General features: G+C 67.2%; 14 protein-coding genes. 5 read left to right on the top strand and 9 right to left on the bottom strand.

The genetic code is table 11. The features are described 5' to 3' along the window. The first annotated feature begins 930 nt into the window (after positions 1-930). On the top strand, positions 931-1578 hold the full coding sequence (locus KBZ12_RS09905) for a succinate dehydrogenase (protein WP_254957778.1): 648 nt from the start codon (positions 931-933) through the stop codon (positions 1576-1578). Beyond that, positions 1575-3500, top strand: a complete 1926-nt coding sequence (locus tag KBZ12_RS09900) for a fumarate reductase/succinate dehydrogenase flavoprotein subunit (RefSeq protein WP_254957777.1) — start codon at positions 1575-1577, stop codon at positions 3498-3500. Before KBZ12_RS09905 ends, KBZ12_RS09900 begins: the two co-directional genes overlap by 4 nt. On the opposite strand, the gene KBZ12_RS09895 is transcribed toward KBZ12_RS09900, so the two are convergent. Further along, positions 3472-5235 (bottom strand): EAL domain-containing protein, encoded by a 1764-nt coding sequence (locus KBZ12_RS09895; RefSeq protein WP_254957776.1) that lies wholly within the window; start codon positions 5233-5235, stop codon positions 3472-3474. The genes KBZ12_RS09900 and KBZ12_RS09895 overlap by 29 nt on opposite strands. Positions 5236-5390: 155 nt before the next feature. Between KBZ12_RS09895 and KBZ12_RS09890 the strand changes: the two genes are divergently transcribed. Then, on the top strand, positions 5391-6134 hold the full coding sequence (locus KBZ12_RS09890) for a succinate dehydrogenase/fumarate reductase iron-sulfur subunit (RefSeq protein ID WP_254957775.1): 744 nt from the start codon (positions 5391-5393) through the stop codon (positions 6132-6134). A 4-nt stretch (positions 6135-6138) separates the two neighbouring features. On the opposite strand, the gene KBZ12_RS09885 is transcribed toward KBZ12_RS09890, so the two are convergent. The 3 genes from KBZ12_RS09885 to KBZ12_RS09875 all read right to left on the bottom strand — a co-directional run bounded on the left by KBZ12_RS09885 (position 6139) and on the right by KBZ12_RS09875 (position 10020). After that, positions 6139-7224 carry an acetate/propionate family kinase gene (locus tag KBZ12_RS09885; protein ID WP_254957774.1) on the bottom strand — a complete coding sequence of 362 codons (1086 nt, stop codon included), beginning with the start codon at positions 7222-7224 and terminating at the stop codon, positions 6139-6141. After that, positions 7221-9653 carry a phosphoketolase gene (locus KBZ12_RS09880; RefSeq protein ID WP_254957773.1) on the bottom strand — a complete coding sequence of 811 codons (2433 nt, stop codon included), beginning with the start codon at positions 9651-9653 and terminating at the stop codon, positions 7221-7223. Before KBZ12_RS09880 ends, KBZ12_RS09885 begins: the two co-directional genes overlap by 4 nt. 145 nt (positions 9654-9798) lie before the next feature. Continuing rightward, the gene (locus KBZ12_RS09875) at positions 9799-10020 is read right to left on the bottom strand and encodes a hypothetical protein (protein ID WP_254957772.1); all 222 of its coding nucleotides are present in this window, start codon (positions 10018-10020) and stop codon (positions 9799-9801) included. A gap of 203 nt (positions 10021-10223) precedes the next feature. Between KBZ12_RS09875 and KBZ12_RS09870 the strand changes: the two genes are divergently transcribed. Then, positions 10224-12059 (top strand): alpha-amylase family glycosyl hydrolase, encoded by a 1836-nt coding sequence (locus tag KBZ12_RS09870; protein WP_254957771.1) that lies wholly within the window; start codon positions 10224-10226, stop codon positions 12057-12059. Between the two features lie 31 nt (positions 12060-12090). On the opposite strand, the gene KBZ12_RS09865 is transcribed toward KBZ12_RS09870, so the two are convergent. From KBZ12_RS09865 to KBZ12_RS09855, 3 genes are all read right to left on the bottom strand, one after another. Continuing rightward, complete coding sequence (locus KBZ12_RS09865) at positions 12091-14019, bottom strand: transketolase C-terminal domain-containing protein (protein ID WP_254957770.1); 1929 nt, start codon at positions 14017-14019, stop codon at positions 12091-12093. Beyond that, a complete protein-coding gene (locus tag KBZ12_RS09860; RefSeq protein WP_254957769.1) occupies positions 14016-15614 on the bottom strand; it encodes a glucose-6-phosphate isomerase in 1599 nt (532 codons plus the stop codon). Before KBZ12_RS09860 ends, KBZ12_RS09865 begins: the two co-directional genes overlap by 4 nt. Before the next feature lie 65 nt (positions 15615-15679). After that, positions 15680-16288 carry a histidine phosphatase family protein gene (locus tag KBZ12_RS09855; RefSeq protein ID WP_254957768.1) on the bottom strand — a complete coding sequence of 203 codons (609 nt, stop codon included), beginning with the start codon at positions 16286-16288 and terminating at the stop codon, positions 15680-15682. Between the two features lie 138 nt (positions 16289-16426). Between KBZ12_RS09855 and KBZ12_RS09850 the strand changes: the two genes are divergently transcribed. Continuing rightward, positions 16427-16945, top strand: a complete 519-nt coding sequence (locus KBZ12_RS09850) for a universal stress protein (protein WP_254957767.1) — start codon at positions 16427-16429, stop codon at positions 16943-16945. On the opposite strand, the gene KBZ12_RS09845 is transcribed toward KBZ12_RS09850, so the two are convergent. Next, a complete protein-coding gene (locus tag KBZ12_RS09845) occupies positions 16906-18516 on the bottom strand; it encodes a glycine betaine ABC transporter substrate-binding protein (protein WP_254957766.1) in 1611 nt (536 codons plus the stop codon). The two genes, KBZ12_RS09850 and KBZ12_RS09845, sit on opposite strands and share 40 nt — an antisense overlap. Further along, positions 18513-19829, bottom strand: a complete 1317-nt coding sequence (locus tag KBZ12_RS09840) for an APC family permease (protein WP_254957765.1) — start codon at positions 19827-19829, stop codon at positions 18513-18515. Before KBZ12_RS09840 ends, KBZ12_RS09845 begins: the two co-directional genes overlap by 4 nt. Positions 19830-19892 lie beyond the last annotated feature (63 nt).

Genomic DNA, 19892 nt, shown 5'->3' with positions numbered 1-19892 from the left:
GGGTCATCCGAATGCAGGGTGAGCGCCCAGGGAAGACCCCGCGAGCCCGCCTGGGCCGCCGCCGCAAAGTGGGCCGGTTTGCATTGGGGCAGGAATACCGTTGGTTGCCAGTCGTTGAGAAAGGCGAGCGTTTCCTGGACATCTTCTTTCAAACAAGACCGTCTTGGTGCCGAGAACACCTCAATTCCCTGCTGGCGTAACTCTTCGAAGATGGGTGGATCACCGGGAGATAACAAAATGGATGGCGACGGGGACGCCACCTGCTGACAATCGTCTGGCGAGGCCTAGAACCCAGGTGGTGACGCCGCTGATGTCATGCGCCTGACTGTAATGGGCAAAGGCGACTCTCAACACACGTCCGTGGTGTTCGAACTGGAACGATAGCCGCGAACCTGGACCCTACCTTCGGACAACGTGATGGGTTCCGCTGCTGGGCCGTTGTCACGCAAGCCTCCACTTGAGGTCATGGCTTGAGGATCGGCAGAAGCGATGCGACGGAGGAGGAGCGGACGACGGATCGTATGGTTTCCCAAAATCAGACTCGAAGCTTTCTGGTCTAACTCGTCGCAACAGATCGTGGCTTCAGAGGAACCAGGCACAGGTGCCGTGATGGAGGGCTGGCGGTGGGCCCAGCGCTTGAAGAAGAGCGTCATCAAACTTGCTGCACACTCCACCACTGGAAGTGATGAGCGCGTTGCCTCACCTGAGCAGGACGCGTCCCAGAAGGCTGGTGGGGGTAGACCTTCAGCTGCTCCCGAACTGCCGTCAGGCCATCGTCCGGCGAGGCGTCATGGTTTCAGGTGAGTAAGATCGATTCCGGTGAGGGAACGGGTCAGACCTCTGCATGGAGGCCGCCCTTCCGGTGACCATCACCCGACCCACCGGATGCTTTCTGTCACCTTGCCTCCAAAGGGGCTCACCTTCAGCTGAATGATCGTCGGATTCTGGATCGCCGTCACCGGCCTGGCTCTGGTGCTCTTTCTGGCTATTCACCTGGGTGGCGTTGGGATGGCCCTGCTGGATCCGTTGGGGTTCGAACGCTTCGCCACCTCCCTGCACCAGCAGGCCTGGCTTCCCTGGCTGGAGGTGGGCCTGCTGGCGGCCGGCCTGGGCCATCCCCTGCTCTCGCTGCACCGGGCCCGCGTCAACCGCCAGGCCCGCGGCCCGGCGGCCAGCCCCCTGCGCAGCCGCCGCCAGGGGCCATGGGAGTCGCTGACGGCCCTGGCGGCCCGGCTGATCCCCTGGAGTGGATCGCTGCTGCTGCTGTTCCTTGCCGTCCACCTGGTCCAGCTGCGCTGGCACCGGCCGCCAGCCGGCGCTGAACTGGCCACGGTGCTGACCGTGTTGCAGGCGCCCTGGTGCCTGGCCCTCTATGGGGCTGCCGGTTTGGCGGCGGGTCTGCACCTGCTGCATGGCGCCGAGAGCGCCGTGCGCCGGCTGGGTCTGCTCGATCCCGCCCATGCGGCGGCCCTGCGCCTGGGTGGTCGGGGGCTGGCCCTGCTGCTGGGCGCGGGCTTCACGCTGCTTCCCCTCGCCCTGGTGCTGCGGCCCGCCGTCCCGCTGCTGGCAGGCGGATGAGCCCCAATCCGCGTCTGGATCCGCGCCTGCCGGAAGGCCCCATCGCCACCGCCTGGCAGCGCTGCCGGGAGAGCTTGCCGCTGCTCAGCCCCAACCGCAAGCAGGGGCTGCGGATCCTGGTGGTGGGCAGTGGTCTGGCGGGGGCCTCGGCTGCCGCCTGCCTGGCCGAGCAGGGCTACCGGGTGCAGGTGCTCACGTACCACGACAGCCCGCGCCGGGCCCACTCGGTGGCGGCCCAGGGGGGCATCAACGCCGCCCGCAACTACGCCAACGACGGCGACAGCGTCGAGCGCCTCTTCCGCGACACCGTGAAGGGCGGTGATTTCCGCGCCCGGGAAGCGGGCTGCCACCGGCTGGCGGAGATCAGTGGCTCGATCATCGACCAGTGCGTGGCCCAGGGGGTGCCTTTCGCGCGGGAGTACGGCGGCACCCTCGCCAACCGCAGCTTCGGCGGGGCCCTGGTGAGCCGCACCTTCTATGCCCGGGGCCAGACGGGGCAGCAGCTGCTTTACGGCGCCTACCAGGCGATGCTGCGGCAGGTGGCCGCCGGCCGGGTGGAACTGCTCTGCCGCCGCGACATGCTTGACCTGATCGTCCACGACGGAGTCGCCAGGGGGGTGGTCTGCCGGCACCAGCTCACCGGTGCGCTGGAGGTGCTCAGCGCCGATGCCGTGCTGCTGGCCACCGGTGGCTATTCCAACGTCTTCTACCTCTCCACCAATGCCCTGAAGTCGAACGCCACGGCGATCTGGCAGGCCCATCGGCGGGGGGCCTGCTTCGCCAACCCCTGCTTCACCCAGATCCACCCCACCTGCATTCCCAGCGGTGATCTCCATCAGAGCAAGCTCACCTTGATGAGCGAGAGCCTGCGCAACGACGGTCGGATCTGGTTGCCGCTGCGCCCCGGCGACGACCGGCCGCCGGCGGCGATCCCGGCAGCGGAGCGGGATTACTTCCTCGAGCGGCAATACCCCAGCTACGGCAATCTGGTGCCCCGGGATCTGGCCTCACGCCGCGCCCGTGAGCTCTGCCTGGAGGGCCGGGGCGTTGGGCCCGGGGGACGTTCGGTGTATCTCGACCTGGCCGAGGCCATCGCCCGGGACGGTCCCGAAGCGATCGAGGCCCGCTACGGCAACCTGCTGGAGATGTACGAGCGAATCACCGGCGACGACCCCAGGACCACGCCGATGCGGATCTATCCCGCGCCCCACTACACGATGGGCGGGCTGTGGGTGGACTACCACCTGATGAGCACGGTGCCGGGGCTTTTCGTGCTCGGCGAGGCCAATTTCTCGGAGCATGGCGCCAACCGGCTGGGGGCCAGTGCCCTGATGCAGGCGCTGGCTGATGGCTATTTCATCGCCCCGGCAACGGTGACGGGCTGGCTGGCGGAGCGGGCCAGCGGCGGCCCCCTGCCGGCCGACCACCCGGCCTGCCGCGAGGCGCTGGCGGCGGTGGGGGCACGCCTTGAGGCCCTGCGCCGCGTGGGTGGCTCCCAACCCGTCGATGTCTTCCACCGGAGCCTCGGCCACCTGATGATTGACGCCTGCGGCATCAGCCGCCGGCCGGATCGCCTCACGGCGGCGGTCGATGAGCTGGAGGCGCTACGGGAGAAATTCCTGCAAGAGGTCGGCATTCCCCAGGAGGACGGCCTCCTCGATGGTGAGCTGACCAAGGCCCTGCGGCTGGAGGATTTCTTCGGACTGGCGGATCTGATGCTGCGCGATGCCCTGGCCCGGGAGGAATCCTGCGGCGCCCATTTCCGCGAGGACCATCAGACCCCGGCCGGCGAAGCCCAGCGGGATGATGAACGCTTCGCCCACATCGCCGCCTGGGAGCACCGGCCCGGAGCCACTCCCATCCGGCACAGCGAGCCGCTCGTGTTCCGATCCATCACGCCGGGACCGCGCAGCTATGGCTGAGAGGTTCGGGACGGCCGAAGAGATAGCCCTGACCCCGGACACAACCCATGGCGAGCAGACCCGCATGCTGCTCGATGGTCTCGATGCCTTCGGCGATCAGGCCCATGCCCAGGTCGCGGGAGAGGCGAATCATGGCCTCAAGCACCACGGCCTTGCGGTGATCGTGGAGAAAATCGGAGATGAAACTTCGATCCACCTTGATGGTGTCGATCGGCAGTCGTGCCAGCCAGGACATGCTGGAGTAACCGGTGCCGAAGTCATCGAGATGCACTTTGACGCCAGCGTCCCGTAATCGGCTCAGCTCGGATGTGGCCAGGTACGGATGTTCAATCAGGATGCTCTCAGTGACCTCGATCACCGTCCAGGAGGGATCAATACCGGCCCGTTCCGCCTGGCTGAGGAAGAAGTCGCTGAAGCCACTCTCCTTCAGCTGCATGGGGCTCACGTTGACCGCCATGGTGACATCCGATCCCTCGGAGCGAAGCTTGCATAGGCACTTCAGGGCCTGACTGATCACCCAGCGGCCGATCGGCAGAATCAGGGCCGTTCGTTCCGCCAGGGGAATGAATTCCGACGGGGCGGCAATCGGCGAGGCGATGGCTCCCAGCCGCAACAACGCCTCCATACCCACCACCATGTGATTGCCCAGCTCGACGATCGGCTGATAGGCCAGGAACATGGCCTCATTCTGGAGAGCTCCCTCCAGTTGATGGCGCAGTTGGATGTTCTTTCTCACCTTCTTGTCAATGGAGGGGTGGTAGAAAGAGATGTGATGATCACCGTTTGTCTTGGCTTCGTACATGGCAAGATCGGCCCTCCGGATCAACTCATTGACGGAGATCTCAGGATCGTCTGAGATGGTGATGCCAATGCTCATCGATGGGCGGATCGTATGGTCTTCCACCGACCATGCCTGGCCTACGGCGTCATTGAGGCGCATCGCCATTTGGAAGGCATCGTTCTCATCAAAAATGCCCATCGTGAGCACCACGAACTCGTCGCCGCCAAGGCGCGAGAGGATGTCACCGAAACGCAGGGAGCGCTTCAGCCGTCGACCGATCTCGATCAGCAGGTCGTCGCCGATCTGGTGGCCGTGAAGGTCGTTGATTTCCTTGAAAGAGTTGAGATCGCAGAACAGGATGCTGATCCGGCCGCCGTTCTCCCGCTGGGTATTGAGGGCGGCACGGATGCTGACGTGGAGTCCCCGACGGTTGGGCAGGCCGGTGACCGGGCACTCCATCACCTTGGTGGCCAGGGCGAGGCGTTCCAGCTCCAGCGCCCGGTTCAGGTTCTCGGTCTGCTGGCGGCGGCGCTCGAGCCGCTCGGCCTCGACCCGCAGCTGTTCGTAGGAGAGCAGGGCGCTGACGTCCCGTAAGCAGAAGATCAGGGGGCGCAGCCACTCGCTGCGGATGGGCTTCCACTCAACCTCGATGGCGCGCAGTTTATTGCGGTTCAGCACCTTGGTGAACTGTCCCCCCAGCTCGCCGCCGGCGAGCACCTGTTCGGTGTTCACCAGGGGGGCACCCTCGCAGTCACGGGGGAGCTGGTCGTAGATCGATTCGCCCAGCAGATCCGGAGGGGGCCGCTCCACCAACTGGGAATAGCTGGCGTTACACCAGAGCACCTGCCCGTCGCAACTGGTGATCACCAGGGCATCGCTGATGGTGCCCAGGGCAGCCTCAAGCCTGCCCATCGACCGGCGCAGCTCCTCTACCAGCTTGCGTTCGCCGTTCACGCGGCGGCGAAGACCGGAACGGTCATGGGATCAGACGATTGTATTTGAAAAAATTTATCTATTTTTGCATGTTTTCCCTCGCTTCCTGGCATTAGGCCACCCGGATGATGCGGAATGACACCATCACCGACGCTTCGGCAGCACAATGGGTCCCCATGGGAACCCTTTCGCTCACCCTGAGGATCTGGCGCCAGGACGGACCTGGCGAGCCCGGCGGCTTCGAGGTTTTTGGGCTGGACGCGGTCTCCACCGACCTCTCCCTCCTGGAGGCCCTCGACCTGCTCAACGAACGGCTGATCGCCGCCGGGGACCGTCCCGTCGGGTTCGAGCACGACTGCCGCGAGGGCATCTGCGGGTCCTGCGGCTTTCTCGTCAACGGCCAGGCCCAGGGGCCCCAGCGGGCCACCAGCGTCTGCCAGCTCTACCTGCGTCAGTTCCGCGACGGCGCCGTGCTGACGCTGGAGCCCTTCCGCGCCCGGGCCTTTCCCGTGCTGCAGGACCTGGCCGTGGAGCGCTCCGCCTTCGACCGGATCATCGCCGCCGGCGGCTATTGCTCGACCAACATCGGCAGTGCACCGGAGGCGAATGCCCTGCTGATCGGCCGCGAGCAGGCGGCCCAGGCCTTCGACACGGCGGCCTGCATCGGCTGCGGCGCCTGCGTGGCCAGCTGCCGTAACGCCTCCGCCAGCCTGTTCGTGGCGGCCAAGCTGGCGCACCTGGGCCAGCTGCCCCAGGGCCAGCCGGAGCGGCGCCACCGGGCCCGGGTGATGCAGGCGCAGATGGTCAGCGAAGGCTTCGGCAGCTGCAGCAGCCACCTGGAATGCGAGGCCACCTGCCCCAAGCAGGTCTCCGCCGACTGGATCAGCTGGATGCACCGCGAATCCTGGCGGCGAGCCTGAGGCTTCAGGCGCCCGCAGCGGCGCAGTGGCGGGCGATCACACCCTCCTCATCGGCCACGACCTGCAGCAGCTCGAAGGGCCCCAGCCAGGCCAGCGCCTGCTCCAGCTCCTGCTTCAGCGCGCCATCGTGTTCGCCGATGCCGCCGGTGAGGGCCACCACGTCGACCCCCCCCAGGCAGGCGGCCATGGCGCCGATGCCCTGCAGCAGCTGGTGGCGGAACACCGCGATGGCGAGCTGGGCGCCGCCATGGCCGTCGGTGGCGGCCAGGCGCAGGTCCTTCATGCTCGGACTCAGCTCGGAGAGACCCAGCAGGCCGCTCTCCTGCTGCAGATCATGGGCGAGCTCTTCGACGGTGGCCCCCCGGCGCAGCTGGTGCAGCAACAGCCCCGGATCCACCGAACCGCTGCGGGTGGCCATCACCAGACCCTCCATTGGGGTGTAGCCCATCGTGGTGGCGATGCTGCGCCCGCCCCGGATGGCGCAGAGGGAACAGCCGGCGCCGAGGTGGCAGCTGATCAGTCGCAGCTCCTCGCGGCCTTTGGGATCGGCGCGGCGGCGGGCCACGCTTTCGGCCACGTGCTGATGGTTGAGGCCGTGGAAACCGAAGCGGCGCAGGCCCTCGGCGCGCCAGCGGGCTGGGACCGCATACGTACGGGCCGCCGCAGGCAGGGTGCCGTGGAAGGCGGTGTCGAAGCAGGCCCATTGCTCGATCGCGGGCTTCCAGCGGGCCAGCCAGCGCATCACCCGCAGGGCCGGACCGTTGTGCAACGGAGCCAGGGGCACCAGCCCCTCCAGCCCCTCCAGCACCTCCGCATCCAGCCGGACGGGGGCCGTGAAGCGCTCGCCACCATGGACCACCCGATGGCCGGCGCGGATCAGACCCTCCCCCCAGGCCGAAAGGGCCTCGGGCAGCCAGGCGTCCAGCACCGCCTCGGTGTCTTCGGCGGCGCCGATGCTCCAGTTGCGCTGGTCCCTCCAGAGGCAGTCCCCTGAGCGGGTGTGCACCGAAACCTTGAGGCTGGAGCTGCCGGCATTCAGCACCAGCACTTCCCCCGCCTCCGGGGGCGTCGCTGTGGACGGTGATGTCATCCCTGCCCGGCGATCGGCAGTGTCCAGCGCCAATCGGTCACTTCCGGGGCATCGGTGCCGTGGGTGTGGGCGTAGGCCCGGTGGGACAGGATCGCGTCCTGCATCCGCTCCTTGACGTGGGCGGCGCGGGAGCGCAGGAAGGGGACCCGGTTGACCACATCGATCACCAGGTTGAAGCGATCGATCTGGTTGTTCATCGCCAGTTCGAGCGGCGTGTTGATGTTGCCCTTCTCCTTGTAGCCACGCACGTGGATGTTGGCGTGGTTGGTGCGGCGGTAGGTGAGCCGGTGGATCAGCCAGGGATAGCCGTGGAAGTTGAAGATCACCGGCCGGTCGGTGGTGAACAGGGTGTCGAAGTCCCGGTCGCTCAGGCCGTGGGGATGCTCGTTCGGCTCGGTGAGGGCGAACAGCTTCACCACATTGATCACCCGGATCCGCAGATTCGGGATCTCCCGGCGCAGGATCTCCACCGCCGCCAGCGTCTCCTTGGTGGGGATGTCACCGGCACAGGCCATCACCACATCCGGTTCATCCGGCTCGGTGCCGCAGTCGTCGTTGCTGGCCCAGCCGACGATGCTGATGCCCTTGGCCACGTGGCGCCTGGCCTGCTCCAGGGTGAAGTACTGGAGGTGCTTCTGTTTGTCGGAGACGATGATGTTGCAGACGTTGGTTTCCTGCAGGGCCTCTTCCGCCACCGCCAGCAGGCAGTTGGCATCGGCCGGCAGATACACCCGTACCACGTCACCACTCTTGTTGCCGGCCAGGTCGATGAAGCCGGGATCCTGGTGGGTGAAGCCGTTATGGTCCTGCCGCCACACCGTGGAGGAGATCAGGCAGTTCCAGGCGCCGATCGGGGCCCGCCAGGGGGCGTGCAGGAGGCAGGATTCCAGCCATTTGGCGTGCTGGTTGAACATCGAGGCGATCACATGGGCGAAGGCCTCATAGGTGTGGAAGAAGCCGTAGCGCCCGGTGAGCAGGTAGCCCTCCATCATTCCCACCAGGGTGTGCTCGCTGAGCATCTCCACCACTCGTCCGCTGCGGGCCAGTTCGCTGCCGTTGAGGTCCTCCGGCAGGAACTCCTCCATCCACACCTTCTTGCTCACTTCATAGATGGCCTGCAGACGGTTGGAGGCGGTTTCGTCGGGGCCGAACACCCGCATGGAATAGGGATTTGCCTGGATGATGTCGCGGAGCAGTTCGCCCAGGGGGTAGGTGTTCTCCTCCTCGGTGGCCCCCGGTGCCTGCACGTCCACCGCATAGTCCTCGAGGGGCGGGAACTGCAGCTTGCGGCGCAGCAGGCCGCCGTTGGCGTGGGGGTTGGAGCCCATCCGCCGATTTCCCAGGGGCGAGAGCGCCTGCAGTTCGGGCCGCAGGGTGCCGTTGGCATCGAACAGCTCCTCGGGCCGGTAGCTCCTGAGCCACTCCTCAAGCAACTGCAGTTGTTCGGGATCTGTGTTCGGCGCGGCCAGGGGCACCTGGTGGGCCCGCCAGAAGCCCTCCAGCTTCTTGCCGTGCAGGGAGGCCGGTCCGGTCCAGCCCTTGGGCGAGCGCAGCACGATCATCGGCCAGGCGGGGCGGACGGCCTCGCCGCTGGCGCGAGCCTCGGCGCGGATCTCCAGGATGCGGGCGATCGCCTGGTCCATGGCGGCGGCCATGGCCTGGTGCATCGCCATCGGCTCATGGCCTTCGACGAAGATCGGCTCCCAGCCGTTGCCGCGCATCAGGCTGGCCAGCTCGTCGCGGGGGATGCGGGCCAGCAGGGTGGGGTTGGCGATCTTGTAGCCGTTGAGGTGCAGGACGGGCAGCACCGCCCCGTCGCCGATCGGATTGAGGAACTTGTTGATGTGCCAGGAGGTGGCCAGGGGGCCGGTCTCGGCTTCGCCATCCCCCACGCAGGCCAGGGCGATCAGGTTGGGGTTGTCGAACACCGCTCCGCAGGCGTGCGAGAGCACGTAGCCCAGCTCGCCCCCCTCGTGGATCGACCCGGGGGTTTCCGGGGTGCAGTGGCTGCCGATGTGTCCGGGGAAGGAGAACTGCTTGAAGAAGCGCCGCATCCCTTCGGCGTCCTGGCTCTTGTCGGGGTAGACCTCGCTGTAGCTGCCGTCGAGGTAGGTGGGGCCGAGCACTCCGGGGGCGCCGTGACCGGGCCCGGAGAGGTAGATCATGTCGAGGTCGTGGCGGCGGATCACCCGGTTGGCATGGGCCCAGAGGAAGGCCTGGCCGGGAGAGGAGCCCCAGTGCCCCAGCAGCCGCGCCTTGACGTGCTCATGACGCAGCGGCTGGGCCAGTAACGGGTTGGCGCGCAGGTAGATCATCCCTACGGCCAGGTAGTTGGCGGCGCGCCACCAGGCATCGATCAGGGACAGTTCCTGGGAGGGATCGGGTGTCGAGGCGTGGGTCTCGAAGGGGGCCATCATCGAAGAGGACATCACCGTCACCTGCAGAGGCTTGTAGGAAAGACTCTCGCCCGGCTGCGTTAAACGGGCGGTAAGTTCTCAACCCTGCAGTGCCGATGTCAGGGATTCGACATGCGCGGTGCAGGGGCCTTAAGCGTCGTGCAACCATGCGCCGTCCTCAGGCGGCCAGCGGCGGCCTGGCGGAGCTCGCCTGGGGGGCTCGATGCCGATGCGTCCTGGTCGGCGTCGGCTGAGCTGCCAGCAGGATTGCCTCCTGACGTGCCTCCAGCAGCGCGTGAACCTTGCGTTGATGGCGATCTCTGTAGAGGAAGGTGTTCACTCCTTCAGGAAGGACGCTGAAGCGGCGAATCGAACCGTCGCGCAGAAGAAACAGTGGCATGGATCATCTGGAGAGCCAGCCCCATGACGCCACGGTGCTCGGGTCATGTCGAGGGCCGTGGGCGGGAGCATCAGCCCTGGTGATGGTTGGTGCCAGATGCCGGGATCCGCCCCCCGCATCGGGGTGCTGCCCTGCCGCTCTTAACCCCCTGATCTCCCGCGCGTAGCAAGCTGGAGCCCTTACGCCGAGAGCGCGGTCCCGTCATGGTTGTCAGCACCCCGGATGGGTACGCTCCCGTCTCCGCCCATCAGTTGTTCGAGCAGGAGGCGGAATTCCGCAAGGAGACAATCTACTTCATCGTGATTGATCGCTTTTTCAATGGCGACAGGGCCAACGACGGCGTCAGCAAGAAGGGGCTTTATGACCCGAGCAGGAGCCAATGGGGGCACTATTGGGGTGGCGATCTCGAAGGGATCATCGAGAAGGCAGACTATCTCAAACAACTTGGTATCACAGCAGTTTGGCTTTCCCCGCTGTTCGAGCAGGTGGATGCCATCGAGCATGGCCATGGCCCCATGCACGGCTACTGGACAAAGGATTTCAAGCGAGTCAATCCCCATTTCGTGAAGCTGGGTGATGCGACATCGGTAAAATCATGCGACACCCTGCGAAGGATGGTCGATGCCCTGCATGAACGAGGCATCAAGATCGTTCTGGATATTGTTTGCAATCATAGTTCTCCCGAGTTGAATGGCAGTAAGGGAGTTGTAACGGATGACGGCGAACCTCTGGCGGATTTCCATCAGGATATCAATGGCTTTTATTACCATTATCCGGACATCAATGACTGGGATGATGAGTTTCAGCTTATTCATCATGAAATGCTCGGCCTGGCCACTTTTAATGAGAGTAACATTAACTTCAGGAACTACATCAAAAGTGCCATCAAGGCCTGGCTTGATCTCGGCTTTGACGCCTTGCGCATCGACACCCTGAAGCACATGCCGGTGTGGTTCTGGCAGGAGTTTGTCGCGGATATTCAGGCCCACAAACCTGACACGTTTCTCTTCGGGGAGTATGGCTTTGGTTCGCCCTGGGATGGACGCTATCTGAACTATGCCAACAACACGGGAGTCTCGGTGCTTGACTTCGCGCTGGCGGGAGCCATCCGCTCCGCCTTCAGCGGCCATGAGCCTGGCGGCTTCCACCTGATCGAGAGGGTGCTGGCGATGGATCCGGTGTACCGGCGTTCCACCGCGTTGGTGACGTTCATCGAAAATCACGATATGCCCCGTTTCCTCTCCATCTGCCCCAGCCATGGGGATCTGGAGCTGGCCACGGTGCTGCTGCTGACGCTTCGCGGCATTCCCTGTCTGTTCTATGGAACTGAGCAGTACCTGGTGAACGATTCCGACGGTGGCCATGACCCCTACAACCGGCCCATGATGGACGCATGGGAGACGGGAACAAGACTCTCGGGGATCATCCGCACCCTGGCGTCCCTGCGCAAGAGCAACCGGGCCCTTTCCTACGGCAGGCACGGCCAGAAGTACATCTCCGACGGCCTCTATGCCTTCACCCGGCGTTATCGCAAGAATCGTGTCTTCGTCATCGTCAACAAGGGTGATTCCGCATCCCTCGACATCGAGCATTCCGACCTCCCTGACGGGCCCCACACCTGCCTGCTCACCGGTCAGGACGTTGTTGTAGAGCAGGGGGCGATCCGGCAGCTCTCCATCCAGGGCAAGGGCGCCTGCGTCCTGGCGGTCCAGGGAGAGCCACTGAAGGCCACCACGGTGGTCAAGTTTCAGATCAACGACTACATCACCCACCCCGGTGAGGTCATGGCTGTCTGCGGCGATGCCCCGGAACTGGGTGCCTGGGATGTCGATTTCTGCCCCAAGCTGGAATACATCAATGGGGACGTCTGGTTTGCCGAGGTGGGGTTCCACGAATCGGCGGGTCGGCCGATTCGCTTCAAATTCGTGGTGCTGCGCCCCTCGGGCCAGCAACCCGTCTTCGAGAATCTGGTCTGTCGCACCTTCCTGCTCCCCAGGGGTGGCTCGGTGAAGCTGGATCTGGACTGGGACCGCCAATAGGACGTGGGCCGAAAGCCGACGGCACTTCCACTCAGCCCAGCAGATTGCGGACGTGGGCCAGGATGCCCTCGCTGTCGATGCCCTGGTGGGGAGCCTGCTCCCAGAGGCCGCCGCAGCCCTCACGCCAGGTGCCCAGGTGTGCATACTTCGGGTGGTAGCCCCTCTCCAGCAACCAGGTGCCGAAGCGGCTGCCGAGGCCGGTGCGGCGGTTGAAGGCTTCCACCACCAGCACGAAGGGGGATGTGCCGATCGTCTCCATCATCGTTTCATCAACGACGTTGAGGCTGGCCTTGTTGATCAGCCGCACGGTGGTGCCCTCCTGGCGCAGGCGCTCCACCGCATCGAGGGCCCGGTACAGGCAGTCACCGAAGCTGATGATCGTGCCGGCATCACCCTCGCGCACCACCTCATCGCGGCCGGGCTCGAAGACATAGCCATCCCCATGCAGGTCGTGGCCCTGTTCATCCAGCAGGTTGGGCACCTTGGAGCGGGTCGAGAAGATGAAGCGCAGGCCGGGATCATGGAACACAGCCTCCACACAGGCCTTCATCTGCCCCGCATCGGCGGGGAAGTAGAGCCGGGTGGGGTGGTGGTCATCGTCGAGGCCGTTGTCGGCGAAGCAGTTGTTGAGGCCGAAATGACAGGTGTTGTCGGCCATGTCATCCACACCGGCGTGGGAGAAATGGCAGAGCACGTTGGCACCGTTGAGCCGGGCCATGGTGATCTCGGAGATGCACATCTCCAGGAAAGCGCTGAAGGTGGCGAAGAGGCCCTGGCGGCCCTTCTGCATGCCGAATCCGGCGGCGGCGGAGAAATTGGCCCGCTCCATGATCCCGCCGCTGATGAAGATCTCCGGATAGGCCTTGCGGATCTGGCTGAGTCCGCAGGAGCCTTCCAGGTCGGAGTCGACGCAGAGCACCGTGTCCTTGCGCTCGCTGGGCTCCAGCCGTGAGAGTACCTCCACCACTGTGTCACCGAAGACGTTGCGGTTGGCCGCGGTGGTGCGGCTGGAGCCCAGGTAGATGGTGGGATTGACCGGTTTCTCGATTGCCTTCAGGCAGGCGGCGGCGGCGACCTGGCCTCGCTGCTCCAGGTAGGTGATCGCCAGGTCGACGGGAATCACGTCGTGGCCGTGGGTGGAGCCCTCCAGCCCCTCGATCCCCACCGCCATGGGTCGTTTGTTGACCACGGCCACTGGGCCTGCGGTGGCCACGGCGGCACAGAGCCTGCCATAGAGGTCGTCGAGATCCTCGCCATCGCCGCTGAGGGTGGCCAGGCCCTGGCCGGCCAGGGTGCGGGCCACGTCAAAGCCCTTCTGGTACTGGGAAGGATGGCCGGCGATGGTGACGTCGTTGTCGTCGATCACCAGCTTCACATCGAGGCCGTGGGCCACCGCGAAGCGGGCCGCTTCGGCGTCATCCCCCTCCTGCTGGGCACCATCGGAGCCCAGGCAGAAGAGGATGCGACCCGGATGGGCCAGGGCCACCCCGTTCACGAACGGCCACAGATGTCCCAGTCGGCCGGAGCTGAACTCCACTCCGGGGGTCAGGCCCAGCTCGGGGTGGCCGGGGAGACGCGAATGGGCGGCGCGGTAGTTCATCAGATCGTTGGCCTGCAAATGGCCGCGCAGCACCCCCATCAGGTACTGGGTGGCGACGCGGTGGCCGGCCTCGTCGAAGAAGACCGGCACGAACCGCTCCGGCGCGCCGCGGAAGAAGCCATCAAGGATCATCACCTCCGGCACGGTGTCGTAGGGGCCGCCGGTGTGGCCGCCCACCCCCCGGGCGGCGCCAGTCGCGGTGAAGAAGACAATGGCGTCCCTGCAGAGCTGGATGTTGGAGCGCAGGGCGTCCCTCTGCAACGGGCTCAGCCTGGGCTGGGTGGGATCGAGACTCAGGGGCTGGTAGGCCGCCAGATCGATCGGGAAGGCGTTGGTCACACCGGGCTGGGAGAGAGTCATGACTGGAGAACGAGCTGCCGGAGGGACGCGGTAAGGGTGTTGGGCTGGGCCGGATCGCCGTCGAGGACAATGCCGCGGGGATTGGCGGCCAGATGGCGCACGATCTGGTAGACGGTTTCCACCGCTTCGCCGGCGTCGGCCTGGCGGGCCAGGTCCTCCAGGGGGAGGGGGTGGTCGGCGGCCTGCAGCACCCGGACCACCCGGCGTTGCAGATCCAAAATGGCAGCGGCGGCCTTTTTGCCAGCTTCCACGCCTGGCTGGTGGTACGCGTTGATGTTCACCAGCGAGGCATACAGTCCAACGGCCCGCTCGTAGAGCGCGATGAGAGCCCCGACGCTGCGGGGCTCCACGCGGTGGATCGTGATGGTGATCGAATCGCGCTGGTTGTCGTACAGCGCCTGGCGGGTCCCCATGAGGAAGCCGGAGAGGAAATCGCCTGAGGTGACTCCTTCCTCCACCTCGATCGAATCGCCGCAGCGATCTTCGAGCACTTCGATGAAGGTGGCGAAGAAATTGGGGATGCCTTCGCGCAGCTGCTGAACGTAGGCATGCTGGTCGGTGGAGCCTTTGTTGCCGTACACCGCGATCCCCTGGTGCACGACCTTGCCGTCGAGGTCCCTCTCCTTGCCGAGGGATTCCATCACCAGTTGCTGCAGGTAGCGGCTGAACAGCAGCAGGCTGTCCTTGTAGGGCAGCACCACCATGTCCTTGCTGCCGCGGCCTTCTCCGGCGTGGAACCAGCTGAGGGCCAGCAGGGCGGCGGGGTTGGTACGCACCCGGGGCACACGGGTGGCCTCGTCCATCACCCGGGCTCCCTCCAGCAGGGCCCGGATGTCGATGCCCTGAAGGGCCGCAGGCAGGAGGCCCACCGCCGAGAGCACGGAGGTGCGGCCACCCACCCAGTCATGCATGGGGAACTCGGCCAGCCAGTGCTGATCGTGGGCCAGGAGGTCCATCCGGCTGCCGGGCATGGTGATCGCCACGGCATGGCTGGGGAAGTCCAGGCCCTGGGCGGCGAAGGCCTGTTGCACCTCCAGCAGGCCGTTGCGCGGTTCGGGGGTACCTCCGGACTTGCTGGTGTCGATCACCAGGGTGCTGCCCAGCCGGTCCCGCAGCCCCGCCAGCACCCGATCGATCCCGGCGGGGTCGGTGTTGTCGATGAAGTGGATGACCAGGGGGGCCTGGTCGGGGGCCAGGGCGGCGGCCACGAACTGGGGTCCCAGGGCCGAGCCGCCGATGCCGATGGCCAGCAGATCGGTGAAGCGGGGGGCCGTCGGCGGATGGATCGTGCCCGCGTGTACCTTCCTGGCGAAGCCCTCGATCCGCTCGATCACCGCGATGATTTCCGTTCGGATCTCCTCGCTGGGGGCCAGGTCGGGCTGGCGAAGCCAGTAGTGACCCACCATCCTCTCCTCGTCTGGATTGGCGATGCCGCCCGCCTCAAGGTCCTCCATGGCCGCGAAGGCCGCGGTGAAGGCGGAATCCAGCCGTTCCGGCAGCCCAGCGTCGAAGCCCATCCTGCTGACATCCAGGTGGAGCTGCAGGCCTGGGTGGACGTACAGCCATTCCTGGAAACGATTCCAGAGGGATCCCATGGTTTCGACTGCCGATGTCTTGAAACGTTCCTACCCGGCGCAGGTAAAGGAAGGCGGCGAAGCCATCAGATGCCCGGAGCCAGGGGGGCGTTCCAGCACTTCACCGCCGGCAGGCCGCGGTAGTCGGACAGGATCGTGAGCGTGGCGGTGTCGAGCAGGAAATGGGCGCCGTGGCTGGGCGGCAGCCCGATCCAGCGCGCCACGAACACCCGCAGCAGATGCCCGTGGGCGAACAGGGCCACCCGGCCGCCCTCCTGCCGCAGCCGACCGATCACCCGGTCGACCCGTTCCCCCACCTGGGCGGGACTCTCCCCGTCGGGACAGCCATCACGGAACACCAGCCAGCCCGGCCGATCCCGCTCGATCTCCGTGCTCGTTAGACCTTCGTAGGCCCCGTAGTTCCACTCGACCAGATCGGGCTCGAGGCAGGCCTGGGCGGCCAGGCCCGCCAGTTCGCAGGTGCGCCGGGCCCGCTGCAGGGGGCTGCACAGCACCAGGGAAAACGGGCTCGCCGCCAGGAGCGGCACCAGCCCGCGGGCGGCCGCCTCCCCCCGCTCGGTGAGGGGGATGTCGGTGCTGCCGGTGTGCTGGCCCGAGAGGCTCCAGGCCGTTTCTCCGTGGCGGATGAGGACCACCTCGCGGGCGGGGGTGGGAGCGTTCTGGATCGTCGTCATGGATTGGTCGACACGGATCTGATCCCAAGGATTGGGGTTCAACGAGGCTTTGTCACCAAGCTGAGCCAGCACGGCAGCCCTCGACACCTCGCAGGGGCGCGATCATGGATCCACCCCAGCGCGCGTGAGGCGAGGCCGATGTTCCGTCACCTGCTGGTGCCCACCGACGGCTCCGATCTCTCCGACGGCACGATCCGCCGGGCGGTGAGTTTCGCCCGCGAGGCGGGGGCCTCCATCACTTTCCTGCACGTGCTCGCCAACCTGGCGATGCCCCCCCAGGGCTCCCTCTACGGCGATCCGGTGCTGCTTGATCCGACCGTGGTGGCGAAGTTCAGCCAGGCGGAGCGGTCCTATGCCGCCGCTCTGCTGGAGCGGGCCCGGGCCCTGGCCGAGAAGGCCGGCGTCCCCTGCGACACGGCCGTGGGCGACCACCCGGTGGTTTACGAGGCGATCATCGAAGCCGCCACCAGCCACGGCTGCGACCTGATCTTCATGGCCTCCCACGGCCGCCGCGGCCTCGCCGGGCTGCTGCTGGGCAGCGAGACCCAGCAGGTGCTGACCCACACCGACCTGCCCGTGCTGGTGTTTCGGCGCCCCGAGCCCGCCGCCGGCAGCGATCAGGGGGCTGCCTCGGCGCCGGCCGCACCGGCCTGCTGAAGGCGCCAGCGGCGCACCACCTCCGCCACAGCCAGGCCGTCGAGGTCGACCTGGGCATTGAGGCGCTGCATGGTGGCGGCGGGGATGCGGCCGGCCAGCGCCTCGATCACGGGCACCAGCTCAGGGCGCCGCCGCAGGGTTGCGGCGTTGAACACGGGCACCGCGTCGTAGGGCGGGAAGTAGTGGCGGTCGTCCTGCAGCTGTTGCAGGTCGAGGGCGGGGATCAGGCCGTTGGTGGTGTCGCCGGCGATCAGGTCGACCCGAGCTTCGGCCAGGGCCCGGTAGGTGAGGCCCAGATCCATGGCCTCCGGCGGCTGGGCGAAGCGCAGCCCGTAGCGCCGGGCCAGGCCAGCGAAGCCATCGGGGCGGTTGAGGAATTCGTAGCCGAAGCCCGCCCGCCAGCCGGGGGTGTGGGGGGCCGCCTCGCTGATCGTGGCGATTCCCAGCCGGCGCGCTTGCGCGCGGCGCACCAGGATCGCGAAGCTGTTCTCGAACCCCAGCGAGGGGAACACCGTCAGACCGAAGCGCTCGTCGTACAGCCGGCGCGTCTCCTCAAACACCCGCCGCCCCGGCTCGGGAGTCTCCGGCGGAGGTGGGGACTGGTCAAGAAGCGTGGTCCAGGCGGTGCCGGTGTACTCCACATAGCCGTCGATGCGGCCACTGCGCACGGCGGCGTGGATCAGGCCGGTGCCCCCCAGGCCGAAGTCCCGCTTCACGGTCAACGGGGTGGCGGCCTCGATCTGCTGGGCCAGCAGTTCCCCCAGGATCAGCTGCTCGGTGAAGCTCTTGCTGCCGATCCGCACCGTGCCGGCGCCGGCGGGCGGCAGCAGCAGCAGCCGCAGCGCCAGCACGGCCCCCAGGGCCAGGCCCGCCAGACCCCAGGCGAGCCGCAGCAGCCGTCGCCGCCCGCCGCCCGGACCCTTGGCACGGGGCTGGGCCAGCCGCCGTTCCAGCCACCCCAGACCGCCGTCGGCGAGCAGGGCGATAGCGGCGGCCGGGAGGGCCCCGGCCAGGATCAGACCGTTGTTCACCGTGGCGATGCCCCGGAAGATGAACACCCCCAGGCCGCCGGCGCCGATGGCGGCGGCGATCGTGGCCACCCCCACGCCGATCACCGTGGCCACCCGGAGGCCGGCCATCAGGGTGGGCAGGGCCAGGGGCAGCTCCACGTGCAGCAGCACCTGGCGGTCGCTGAGGCCGAGGGCCTGCCCGGCCTGCTTCAGCCCCGGGGGCACCTGGGCCAGGCCGGTGACCAGGCCCCGCAGCAGGGGCAGCAGGGCATAAAGGGTGAGGGCCACGATCGCCGGGCTGGTGCCGATGCCCCCCAGCAGCGGCACGGTGAGCAGCAGGCCGAAGATCGCCAGGCTCGGCACCGTCTGCACGGTGCTGGCCACCGCCAGGACGGGCCCGGCCCAGCGGGGCCGGCGGCTGATCCACAGGCCCAGCGGCAGGCTGATCGCCAGGGCCAGGCCGATGGCGGTGCCCACCAGCAGCAGGTGCTCGCCGCTGCGCTGCAGGATTTCCCCCGCCAGGGCGCCGTCCCACCAGGCCGGCGGCCACGGGCCGCTCATGGCGCTTCGGCCGGTGTCAGGGCCCGGGTGGCCTGAAACAGGGGCACACTGACGCCGATCAGCAGCAGGGCCCAGCCGCTGTTGGCGGTGTCGTTGAGCAGGGCGCCCACCAGAAAGGCGATCGAACCCACCAGCACGATGGCGGTGCTCCACGGGTGGCCCCAGGCCTTGAATGGCCGTGGCCGCTCCGGCTCCCGTAGGCGCAGCACGAACAGGCAGACGATCCCCATCAGATAGAGGCTCACGTAGAGGAACGCCGCCAGCCCGAGCAGGATGGTGAAGTCGCCGGCGAGCACCAGCAGGGCCGAGGCCAGGCTGGTGAGCACCAGGGCCACGGTGGGGGTGCCGCCCCGGTTGACCCGGTCGACCAGGGGGCTGAACAGCTTGTCCCGGCTGAGGCCGTAGAGGATGCGGGGGGCGCCCATGATCGAGGCGTTGATCAGGCCCGCCAGGGACACCAGCGCCAGGATGGTGATCGCCTGGCCGCCGAAGGCGCCGAACAGCAGGGCAGCCGCGTCCGCCACCGGCAGGGTGGAGACGGCGATCACCTGCAGGGGCAGCACCCGCAGCAGGGCCAGGTTGAACAGGGTGTAAAGGACGATCACCGCCAGCACGCCGCCGATCAGGGAGCGGGGCAGGTCCTCCTGGGGCTCGCTGAACTCCTCGGAGAAATAGATGGGGCTGTGCCAGCCGTCGTAGGTGGTGACGATCGCTTGCAGGGAGAACACCAGCGCCACCGCCATCCCCGTCCAGCCCGCCGGGGTGGCCAGGGCCGTGGCGGTGGTGGGGATCGCCGCGCTGGCGGCGGCGCGGGTGTCGGGGCCGCCCAGCAGGAAGCAGGCCGCCACCACCGCCAGGAAGGCGATCGCCTTGGCCAGGCTGAGCAGCTTCTGGCTGCCGCTGCCGGCCTCCACCCCCAGCAGCTGGATGCCGGTGAACAGGGCCACCACCGCCAGCCCCACCAGCTTTCCGTGCGGCTCCAGCCCCGGCAGCAGGAAGGCCACGTACTCGCCGATGGTGACCGCCACCCAGGCGATGCCGGTGCAGTGGCCGATCCAATCCATCCAGCCCACGGTGAAGCCGGCGGCATCGCCGAAGCAGCGCCTGGCGTAGACGTACCAGCCGCCGGCCAGGGGCAGGCTGGCCCCCAGTTCCGCTACGGCGTTGGCGCCGAGCAGGGCGTAGAGGCCGCCGGCCAGCCAGGCCGCCACCACCCAGGGGCCGCTGCCCAGCTGGGCCGCCACCAGGCCGGGGGTGCGCAGGATGCCGGCGCCGATGGTGCCGCCCACGGCGCCGGCGATGCCGAAGGTCACCCCCAGCACGTTGAGCAGACGGCCCGGCGACGCCAGCTCCGGGGGCGCCGGATCGGGGGGAGC

The sequence above is a fragment of the Cyanobium sp. Cruz CV13-4-11 genome (assembly GCF_024346055.1).
In the GTDB taxonomy this organism is placed as follows: domain Bacteria; phylum Cyanobacteriota; class Cyanobacteriia; order PCC-6307; family Cyanobiaceae; genus Cyanobium.
This window is presented reverse-complemented; position numbering and strand designations above follow the sequence as displayed.